Origin of the sequence: Idiomarina sp. UBA4206, from assembly GCF_002383015.1 — a bacterium.
GTDB classification, from domain to species: Bacteria; Pseudomonadota; Gammaproteobacteria; order Enterobacterales; family Alteromonadaceae; genus Idiomarina; species Idiomarina abyssalis.
This window is the reverse complement of the sequence record NZ_DFTS01000025.1, coordinates 35,964-45,495: the sequence shown is the minus strand read 5'-3', so window position 1 is coordinate 45,495 and position 9,532 is coordinate 35,964. Positions and strand designations below refer to the sequence as shown.

Below are 9,532 nucleotides of genomic sequence, written 5' to 3'. Positions count from 1 at the left end.
AATCGATAGGATGACTGGTGCTGTGCGCAATTAAACGCGCTTCGTTAACACTGAATTTCACGCCACAGGCGTTCAGCAGTGCCATAGATTCTTTACTCAGTCGTCCAGATTTCTGTATCGCGATGGTTAAACGGTCAGTCATAACAGCTCCTAAAATAAAAAACCCCCGAAGGTGGATGCCTTTCGGGGGTTGTATAGTCAATCGAAAGGCTAGCGTTTATACGGCTAGCCCAAACATTAAGTTCACGGCTAAGCCATACAATTCCAATGATGATGGTGGTGGCTGTGAACAAAATGCATGATTAACGCTCCAAAGAAATAAATGTACTTCGTTAAGTTGTATAGCACTATAACACTTGAGAAATGTAATGCAAGAGTAAACTTATTGGTTATTCAGTCGATATCAGGTTATTATTTAACCAGTGGTTGTATAGTCAAATAAATAACAAACCTTCTGAAGAGGCGTAAGACAAAAGCAATGGCTAACTTTGATGCAATGGTTCCGCTGATCCCCAAAGACACTCGTGTGCCTGTGGACCACGCCCGTGAGCAGATGAAAATCAACCAGGTTGAAAAAATACAAGAGCTTCGCGCCGTCAATGAAGAAGAAGGTTCGACTGTTAACAGCGACAAGCAAAGACAGGAAAATGAGCAACACCAGCAGCAAGGCCAGCCATCTGCTCAAACGGAAGTTGAAGAGCTTGCAGATGACGATGAAACCTCATCTTCAGGACATATAGACACCTACGCCTGAGCAAACATCTATGTCATAATACGCGTCTATTTTTTTAGCGGTTAGGGTTATGGCAACAGTTCTATCAGTATTTAAGCCAACAGGCGAACTGGCGCAGGCAATTACAAACTTCCAGCCGCGGGCTGCTCAGCAGCAAATGGCAGAAGCCATAGCTGCCACCGTTAAGAAAAAAGGCCAACTTGTTGTTGAGGCCGAAACCGGTACCGGGAAAACTTTTGCGTACCTTGCTCCAGTTCTGCTGGGTAAAGGTAAGGCCATTATTTCCACCGGAACTAAAAACCTCCAGGAACAATTGTTCCACCGTGACTTACCCACGCTAAGAAAAGTGCTGGCGCCTGAAAAAGTTGTCGCCTTACTTAAAGGTCGTTCAAATTATTTGTGCCTGCACCGCATGGAACAGGCGGTTCAGCAAGCCGGCCAATTCAATAAAGACATTCAGAGTCAGTTAATTACCGTTAAGCGTTGGTCGACATCGACACGCAGCGGCGACATGGGGGAGTTGAACGCTCTGCCGGAAGACGCCTCGGTTTTGCCTCAGGTTACCAGTACTCAGGACAACTGCCTGGGCCGAGACTGCCCGGTGTATGAAGACTGCCACTTAGTCAAAGCCCGCAAAGAAGCGATGGAAGCCGACATTGTGGTGGTGAATCATCACCTTTTCTTTGCCGATATGGCGCTAAAGGACACGGGCTTTGGCGAGCTGATTCCCAGTGTTGATACTGTGGTGTTTGATGAGGCGCATCAAATTCCGGATATCGCCAGCCAGTATTTTGGCGAAACAGTTTCCAGTCGACAATTATCCGAATTGTGTGAAGAGCTTCAACGTTTGTGTATGACTGAGCTTAAGGACTTGTCTCAGGGCAGCGCTATGGCTCGTACTTTATTGCAGACTCTGAAAGACTGGCGATTACTGTTTCCACGAGACCCTATGCGCGGCAATTGGCGTGACTGGCGTAAAAAGCCGGAGGTGGCGGAAGTCGCAGAGCGTGTGCAGGAACGTCTGACTTTGCTGACCGAGGTTATGAAAACCGCCATAGGCCGTAATAAAGACCTGGATAACTTGCATGAACGTGCCGAGCAGCATCTCTACATATGGCGTCAGTTAATGGATGTGGATCGCACGGGTTACAGCTTCTGGTTCGAAACCACGCCGCGGCATGTCAGTTTGCACCAGACACCGTTAAGCGTTGCTAAAACCTTTGGTGGTTATATCAAACGCAACAAAATGAGCTGGGTGTTTACCTCCGCAACGCTGGCTGTTAACGACCAGTTTGACTACTTTACCAAGCGTCTGGGTATAGAAGAGGCCGATACGCTGTTGCTGGAAAGCCCATTTGACTTCGCCAGCCAGGCTAAATTGTGTCTGCCACGTTATTTGCCCGAGGCCAATGATCCAAACCGGCATCAAATGCTGACAGAAATTGCTGAGCAGTGCGTTCAGGTAAACAGAGGCGGCACATTTTTGTTGTTTACCAGTCACCGAATGCTGCAACAAATGGCAACAATATTAAGGGACCGGCTGGACCGGGATATTCTGGTTCAGGGCGAATCGGGCAAAACAGAATTATTGGAAACCTTCACTAAAAAGGGCAATGCCGTTCTGTTGGGGACCTCTTCTTTTTGGGAAGGGGTTGATGTACGTGGTGAGGCGCTACGCTGCGTTATTATTGATAAACTCCCGTTTGCATCACCCGATGAGCCGTTATTAAATGCCCGTGTTGAAGACGCACGGTTACGTGGCGTTGATGCTTTTAGCACGATACAATTACCACAGGCCATCATTGCTTTAAAGCAGGGGGCAGGGCGCTTAATTCGCGACAAAGACGACTCCGGCGTATTAATTGTTTGCGACAGTCGTCTGGTAACGCGCCAATACGGCAAGCAGTTTTTATCCAGCCTTCCGGCTATGTCACGAACCCGCGACTTAAATCAGGCGCTGGAATTTTTAGCGCAGGTTGCAGAGAAAGATGAAACCAAAAATGAAGAACTTACTAGCAGTTGATACATCGACTGAAAATTGCTCAGTGGCTTTGCAGTGGCAAAACACCTTTTTCAGTGAAGCCATTGAAAGCCCAAGAGAGCATTCTCAGCGGCTACTGCCTTTTGTTGAAAAAGTACTGCAGCAGGCAGAAGCAAACTTAAACCAGCTGGACGGGTTGGTTGTCGGTGTTGGCCCGGGAAGTTTTACCGGAGTACGTATTGGCGTGTCAATGGCGCAAGGGCTGGCTTTTAGCTCTGAACTGCCGGTGTTTCCCGTTAGTAGTTTGCAGGCGCTGGCGCAGCAGGCTATACGCAAGCATGGTGCAGAATCCGTTGTTGCCTGCATTGATGCACGCATGGGTGAAATTTATTACGGCCTTTATCGCAGCAAGAATGGTGTTGCGGAAGCTATAACAGAACCGGCTGTTGCGGTGCCATCTGCGGACTTGTTTTCAGAGCATGATCTGCAAGGATTCTATACGGCGGGTACTGGTTGGGATAACTATTCTGACGTGCTGGATCCGAATAAAAAATTAAAATACAGCAACGATTGTCGATTGCCACTGGCAGAGGATATGCTTACAGTCGCTGTGAAAGGTGAAGTTTCAGCCGTAAGTGCGGAGCATCTGGAACCGCTTTATGTACGTAATGAAGTAACCTGGAAAAAATTGCCGGGTCGGTAACTTGCCGAATGGCACTGAACTCGCCATAATAAAACCAGTCTTAGTAACAGATGAGTCATCGTTGACGTGCGAATTAATCCGCAAGCGGTTCAGCCGCTAAACAATCAGCAGCAGGCACCGCAAAGGCCTGCGCCAGAGGATCAGCAACGCCAGGGGAATAACCGGGCGGAAGTTGCTGAGTCCCGGCAAGTTGTCCCTGATGTGCGGCAAAGTCAGCGGCGTGCGGAACGGTGGGAATCATTGAATACGTTTTACGATGAACCACCACAGCGTTCTCAGAAAGCACTCAATGCGTATCAAAATATCGCGTTAAGTGAGAAAAGAGAACAAATCACGTCAATGTTTGGTGTTGATGTTTACGCCTGAGTGAGGTCTGTTATGAAAATTATTTATGCATCATTAATGGCATTGGTGTTGGTGGGCTGCTCCTCAGTCCCTGATGAAATTGCCAGTGAAAACGAAGAGGCTTTAGTTGGCTATAAAGTCGCTAAGCACCAGCGCGAAAAAGTTGCCGGTGAACCTGCCCGTTGGGGAGGAGTTATTGCCGATGTTCGCAACGCCGAAGACCATACTGTTCTGGAAATTGTCAGTTTTCCATTGCAGCGCTGGGGCCGTCCCGAGGTCAGCGATAACAGTCAGGGGCGTTTTTTAGCCGTGGTAAATGATTTCATTGACCCCGATGTATATAAGCAAGGGCGTTCAATGAGCTTTGTCGGTACCATTGGCCAAACGCAACAAGGCAAAATTGGCGAGTACGTTTATACCTATCCGGTTATTGAAGCAACCGGCTATTACCTGTGGCAGCCTGAGCGCAAGAAAAGCCACGTAGAAGTTGATTACTCACCGCTTTGGTTCCGTCACAACTTCTATTCACCTTATTACCCATACCGTTACCCTGTTCCGGTGCGTGTTCGCGTTCAGGACAACTCTGGTACACCTGCTAAAGACCGCAATTAATCCACCAAATAATGGATTACCGCATTGCATTAGATCAAGCCACCCCAGTCAGTTATGAACTCGACTGGGGCACGGTAAGAGGCCTTTGCTGGGGTGACCCAAACGATATTCGTGTGGTCGCAACTCACGGTTGGTTAGACAATAGCCACAGCTTTTTACCTTTGGCCGCAAATTGGTCAGCTGATCGCGGTGGTCTGTTAGCACTTGACTGGCCCGGGCATGGTCACAGTGACCACAGACCTACGGGTAACTACTATCATTTTATCGACTATGCTTATGACTTATGGCAGTTGATTGAGCAGCAAGGCTGGCAGCAGTTAATCTTGTTAGGTCATTCCATGGGTGGCTTTGTCAGTAATGTTGTGGCGGCTTTGTGCCCCGAGCGGATAAAAAGTTTAATCCTAGTCGAAGCTTTTGGCTTGCTGGTCTCTGACGGAACCAATGCCAGAGAACAGTTACAGCAGGGCTTTGTAAGCCGGAAAAAATTAAAGACGCCACGTTGGCGCAGCCACAGTAATTTTGACTCTGCAGTGGATGCTCGTGCTGCACAGGCAGACTTCTCGTCCGACTTGGTTAAGCTAATTGTAGAGCGCGGTTCTGAACTTCGTTCAGATGGCCGCTGGCATTGGCGGGCAGATGCCAGAGTGAAAGCAACGTCGCCCTATAGATTGCCCAGTGCAGCTGTCGATGACCTTCTGCAAGAGTTGACTATGCCGGTTGTCGTAGTGCGTGGAAGTAAAGGCTATGACAAGTTAGAAAGCGCGTTAGAAAAGTGGCAACATAAAGTCTCAAAGCTCAGTTGTGTAACGCTGGAAGGTGGGCATCACGTGCATATGGAACAACCTGAAAAAATAGCTGAATTGCTCAAATCGCACGTTTAGCGGTTGTTAACGACTAGGATTAACTGGTCGGATATGCGATGATTGCGCCACTGAAAATAATGATAAATAGTGAGAGGCGGAGCCTTTTATGGATAAAATTTGGCTGAAAAATTACCCAGCAGGCGTACCGGAAACCATTGATCCGGATCATTTTGCGTCATTAGTTGATATACTGGAACAGTCCATAGAAAAGTACGGCGAGAAAACGGCGTTCGTCAATATGGACTCAGAAATGAGCTTTAAAGAGCTGGGTTTGAAGTCTCGCGAATTTGCGGCCTACCTGCAAAGTAAAGGGCTGAAAAAAGGCGATGCAGTTGCGGTCATGATGCCAAACCTGCTTCAGTATCCGGTGGCCTTGTTCGGTATTTTACGTGCCGGGATGACAGTTGTTAACGTCAACCCACTGTACACTCCGCGCGAGCTAAAGCATCAGCTGGTCGACTCTCAGGCGAAAGCGCTGGTTATTTTAGAAAACTTTGCTCACACCTACGACAAAATAAAAGACGAAGCTCCGCTTGATTTCGTTATCACCACACAAATTGGTGATCAGTTACCTGTGCATAAGCGCTTCTTGGTCAACTTTGTTGTTAAGTACATAAAGCGCATGGTGCCTTCTCATAATGTGAAAGAAACCGTTAGCTTGAATCAGGCTATGGCGAAAGGCGCAATAGCCGAGTACCAGCGCCCTGAGGTTACCGGTGATGACATTGCGTTTCTTCAGTACACTGGCGGAACAACCGGTGTAGCAAAAGGTGCCATGTTATCTCACCGAAATATGGTGGCTAACCTGGAGCAAGTGTCTGCGTGTATCACTCCTATTATGAGTGACGGCGAAGAAACGATTATTACTGCGCTACCGCTTTATCATATCTTTGCGTTAACAGCGAACTGCCTGACCTTTATTAAGCATGGCGGTAAAAATGTACTTATTACTAACCCGCGCGATATGCCGAACTTTGTGAAAGAGCTGAACAAGTATCCTTTCTCAATGATCTCCGGTGTTAACACCTTGTTCAATGGTCTGTTGAACACCAAAGGCTTTAAAGACGTTAACTTTTCTAACCTAAAAGTTGCGTTGGGTGGCGGTATGGCAGTTCAGAAAGCGGTTGCCGAAGAATGGGAACGTGTCACTAAGTCTCGTTTGCTTGAAGGTTATGGCTTAACCGAGTGTGCGCCTGTTGTTACCGTTAACCCGTATGACATTGAACATTATACTGGCAGCATTGGCTTACCGGTACCCAGCACCGATGTTCGTATTGTTGATCCTGAAACCCGCGAAGAAGTGCCTTTAGGTGAACCCGGCGAACTGGAAGTAAAAGGCCCGCAAGTTATGGTCGGGTATCTTAACCGTCCTGATGCTACTGCTGAATCGATTAAAGACGGCTGGTTTGCAACGGGTGACATGGCAACCGCTGACGAGCGTGGTTACTTCAAAATTGTAGACCGTAAAAAAGACATGATTTTAGTTTCGGGCTTTAACGTTTATCCAAATGAAATCGAAGATGTTTTAGCCGATCACCCTAAAATTCTTGAGTCGGCTGCTATTGGCGTGCCACATGAGTCTTCGGGTGAAGTGGTTAAAGTCTTTATTGTGGCAAAAGACAAGTCATTAACAGAACGTGAAGTGATTGATTTTTCTCGCGAGAACATGACCGGATACAAAGTACCTAAACTGGTTGAGTTCCGCGATGAACTGCCGAAGTCTAACGTAGGCAAGATACTTCGCCGCGAGCTACGCGACGAGGAAGACGCTTGACTCTGCCGTTGAACCTACCCGAGTCGGTACGCCAGTACCGGCTCGTTACTGAAACTCAGGAATTAGAACGTCTTTGTCAGCAAGCTAGAGAAGCTGGCTGGTTTGCCATTGACTCTGAATTTGTCCGCGAGCGCACTTACTATGCTCAGTTGGGGCTTTTACAAATTTATGCCAATGGCACAACTGCTGTTGTGGATCCTCTCGCCGATATCGACTTAGAGCCACTGTGGGAGCTAATTGCAGATGACTCCGTTGAAACAGTCCTGCATGCCGGCGGTGAAGATATTGAGCTGTTTTTCCAGCAAAGTAATGGCCGTCAGCCTAACCGTATTTTCGACAGTCAAATAGCCGCAGGTTTTTGTGGGCTCGGTGATTCTATGGGCTACGCCCGTTTGGTCGATGCCTTATTTGATGGCGTTGAGTTAGATAAAAGCTTGTCACGCACCAACTGGCTGAAGCGCCCGTTAAGCGAAGAGCAGTTAGATTATGCTGCGGCTGACGCCAGCTACCTGGCGGTAATGTACCCTTATTTGAAGGCTTTGTGTGAGGAAAAGGGCTGTCTGGATATTGTGTACGAGGAGTCGCAAATTCAGGTTCGAAAACGCACACAAAGCTGGCCGGATGATTTGTTGTATTTAGCTGTAGGTAATGCCTGGCAGTTAAATGCACGCCAGCTGGGCGCACTTAAAATTCTGACGCCATGGCGTTTGCATAAAGCGCGCGAGCGGGACATTCCACTGGGTTTTATAGCCAAAGACGGCGTGCTACTTGAACTGGCTCGCAGAATGCCCAAAAGCGACGAGGAGCTAAGCCGAATTCCGGACTTAGCGCCTATGTCCCGGAAGTATTCTGGGCGGGATATTATTCGCTGCATTCAGCAAGCTGAGCAGGTGTCTGAGTCCGAACTGCCAAAAACGCTTGAACGCTTAGACGACATGGAAGGCTATAAGCCAACCTTTAAAGCCATAAAAAAAGTGGTGTCTGAACTTGCTGACAAACTGCAGGTGCCGGCATCCTTAGTAGCCTCCCGTAAGCAAATTAACGACGTTATTAACTTTCACTGGCAGTATTCAACGCAGCAACAACAGCGTTTGCCGCAACCCGACTTAATGATGGGTTGGCGCAAGCAAGCAATTGGGGCAGAATTACAGGCTATAATTGGTTAACATAGTATTTGTTAACCATTAGTGCGCTTAGCCCTTATTCAGGAGAACTGCCATGCTGTGTGATGTTTATCGCAGCTTAAAGAAAGCCGATACCTACCTTTACTTGCCTCACGGTAATGAATTCACAGAAGTACCTGACGTTTTGTGTGAACAGTTTGGTCGCGCCGAAAAGGTTATGACAATAAACCTTGCCGGGCGTGAACAGTTGGCCCGTTTAACGGTCGAAAAGCTACAGGAACATTTGCAAAACGATGGTTTCTATTTGCAGTTGCCACCGAAACGAGAGGAACTTCAATGTTAACAAATACAATAAAATTCACAGGGCTGGCGTTATGTCTGGCTTCTGCAGTTACGCTGAGTGCGCCGGCTTTTGCTTACCAGGATACCGATAAGAAAGCGAAAGAAGAAAGCAGTGAACAGGTTGACCAACAGTTTGCCACTTACGTTGAAGCCCTGAAAGCTGAAGCCATTGAAAGCGGCTATAAGCAAGACACCTTAGACAAAGCCTTTGCTAAGGTGAAGTACTACGAGCGTGCAGTCGAACTGGATAAAAATCAGCCTGAATTTAAGCTCACACTCGACACCTACCTGCCGCGTGCGGTTCCGGAATGGAAGGCTGACAAGGCACTGGAAAAATACAACGAGCATAAAGAACTGCTGGAAAAAGTCGGTAAAGAGTACGGTGTGCAGCCACGCTTTATTGTGGCGCTGTGGGGAATTGAAACCAACTTTGGTTCATTCACCGGTGGTTTTGATGTGGTTTCGGCTTTAACTACCCTGGCTTTTGATGGTCGTCGCGAAGAGTTCTTCAAAAAGCAGCTCTGGGAAGCTTTGACCATTATTGAAGAAGGCCATATTGCGCCCGAACAGATGAAGGGGTCATGGGCTGGTGCTATGGGGCAAACTCAATTTATGCCCAGTTCTTTTATGAGTTACGCAGTGGACTACGACGGTGACGGCAAAAAAGACATTTGGGGCAGCTTCCCGGACGTTTTTGCTTCAGCGGCTAATTACTTAAGCTCTGTTGGCTGGAAAGACGACGTAACCTGGGGACGTCAGGTGCAACTACCTGAAGGCTTCGATGAGTCACTGGCAGGCCTGGATACCAAGAAAAAACTGGCCGAATGGGCCGATCTGGGTATTACTCGTTTCGACGGCTCTGAATTACCATCGCGTGATGATATTGTCGCCTCAGTTGTTATTCCTGATGATAACGAAGGCCGCGTTTATCTGGCTTACGCTAACTACGATGCGTTAATGCGCTGGAATCGTTCACATTACTTTGTGGCGGCAGTGGGCTATTTGTCCGATCGCATTCGTTTTCCAAGGTAATGACTTGTCGGCATTGATGAAAT

10 protein-coding genes and 1 pseudogene are annotated in these 9,532 nt (G+C 47.8%); 10 read left to right on the top strand and 1 reads right to left on the bottom strand.

The window, feature by feature from the left end; genetic code table 11:
- Positions 1–142 (bottom strand): annotated as a pseudogene (gene hisG / locus B3180_RS05455) (ATP phosphoribosyltransferase); the annotation flags it as partial.
- 336 nt (positions 143–478) lie between these two features.
- Here hisG and B3180_RS05450 point away from each other — a divergent pair.
- The 10 genes from B3180_RS05450 to B3180_RS05405 all read left to right on the top strand — a co-directional run bounded on the left by B3180_RS05450 (position 479) and on the right by B3180_RS05405 (position 9,509).
- Entirely contained in the window at positions 479–754 is a 276-nt protein-coding gene (locus B3180_RS05450; RefSeq protein WP_054491036.1) for a hypothetical protein, read from the top strand.
- Positions 755–803: 49 nt separating this feature from the next.
- On the top strand, positions 804–2,756 hold the full coding sequence (locus tag B3180_RS05445) for an ATP-dependent DNA helicase (RefSeq protein ID WP_278358811.1): 1,953 nt from the start codon (positions 804–806) through the stop codon (positions 2,754–2,756).
- The gene (gene tsaB, locus B3180_RS05440; RefSeq protein ID WP_286843443.1) at positions 2,734–3,417 is read left to right on the top strand and encodes a tRNA (adenosine(37)-N6)-threonylcarbamoyltransferase complex dimerization subunit type 1 TsaB; all 684 of its coding nucleotides are present in this window, start codon (positions 2,734–2,736) and stop codon (positions 3,415–3,417) included. The genes B3180_RS05445 and tsaB overlap by 23 nt, the downstream gene beginning before the upstream one ends.
- A 66-nt stretch (positions 3,418–3,483) precedes the next feature.
- Entirely contained in the window at positions 3,484–3,783 is a 300-nt protein-coding gene (locus B3180_RS05435) for a hypothetical protein (protein WP_199493837.1), read from the top strand.
- 12 nt (positions 3,784–3,795) lie between these two features.
- Positions 3,796–4,374: a Slp family lipoprotein gene (locus tag B3180_RS05430; RefSeq protein WP_278358809.1), complete on the top strand. Its 579-nt coding sequence runs from the start codon at positions 3,796–3,798 to the stop codon at positions 4,372–4,374.
- An 11-nt stretch (positions 4,375–4,385) separates the two neighbouring features.
- Entirely contained in the window at positions 4,386–5,255 is an 870-nt protein-coding gene (locus B3180_RS05425) for an alpha/beta fold hydrolase (protein ID WP_222235605.1), read from the top strand.
- An 88-nt stretch (positions 5,256–5,343) separates the two neighbouring features.
- Positions 5,344–7,011 carry a long-chain-fatty-acid--CoA ligase FadD gene (fadD, locus tag B3180_RS05420; protein WP_222235604.1) on the top strand — a complete coding sequence of 556 codons (1,668 nt, stop codon included), beginning with the start codon at positions 5,344–5,346 and terminating at the stop codon, positions 7,009–7,011.
- On the top strand, positions 7,008–8,177 hold the full coding sequence (gene rnd / locus B3180_RS05415; RefSeq protein ID WP_222235603.1) for a ribonuclease D: 1,170 nt from the start codon (positions 7,008–7,010) through the stop codon (positions 8,175–8,177). Before fadD ends, rnd begins: the two co-directional genes overlap by 4 nt.
- A gap of 52 nt (positions 8,178–8,229) precedes the next feature.
- Positions 8,230–8,478 carry a YcgL domain-containing protein gene (locus B3180_RS05410; protein WP_054491022.1) on the top strand — a complete coding sequence of 83 codons (249 nt, stop codon included), beginning with the start codon at positions 8,230–8,232 and terminating at the stop codon, positions 8,476–8,478.
- The gene (locus B3180_RS05405) at positions 8,472–9,509 is read left to right on the top strand and encodes a lytic murein transglycosylase (RefSeq protein ID WP_224797172.1); all 1,038 of its coding nucleotides are present in this window, start codon (positions 8,472–8,474) and stop codon (positions 9,507–9,509) included. The genes B3180_RS05410 and B3180_RS05405 overlap by 7 nt, the downstream gene beginning before the upstream one ends.
- Positions 9,510–9,532: the final 23 nt, after the last annotated feature.

What these genes read in the sequence shown, in the direction of transcription:
- tsaB (WP_286843443.1), top strand. Translation starts at nt 2,734, where the DNA reads ATGAAGAACTTACTAGCAGTTGATACATCGACTGAAAATTGCTCAGTG.
- B3180_RS05430 (WP_278358809.1), top strand. Translation starts at nt 3,796, where the DNA reads ATGAAAATTATTTATGCATCATTAATGGCATTGGTGTTGGTGGGCTGC.
- B3180_RS05425 (WP_222235605.1), top strand. Translation starts at nt 4,386, where the DNA reads ATGGATTACCGCATTGCATTAGATCAAGCCACCCCAGTCAGTTATGAA.
- B3180_RS05445 (WP_278358811.1), top strand. Translation starts at nt 804, where the DNA reads ATGGCAACAGTTCTATCAGTATTTAAGCCAACAGGCGAACTGGCGCAG.
- B3180_RS05405 (WP_224797172.1), top strand. Translation starts at nt 8,472, where the DNA reads ATGTTAACAAATACAATAAAATTCACAGGGCTGGCGTTATGTCTGGCT.
- fadD (WP_222235604.1), top strand. Translation starts at nt 5,344, where the DNA reads ATGGATAAAATTTGGCTGAAAAATTACCCAGCAGGCGTACCGGAAACC.
- B3180_RS05410 (WP_054491022.1), top strand. Translation starts at nt 8,230, where the DNA reads ATGCTGTGTGATGTTTATCGCAGCTTAAAGAAAGCCGATACCTACCTT.
- B3180_RS05450 (WP_054491036.1), top strand. Translation starts at nt 479, where the DNA reads ATGGCTAACTTTGATGCAATGGTTCCGCTGATCCCCAAAGACACTCGT.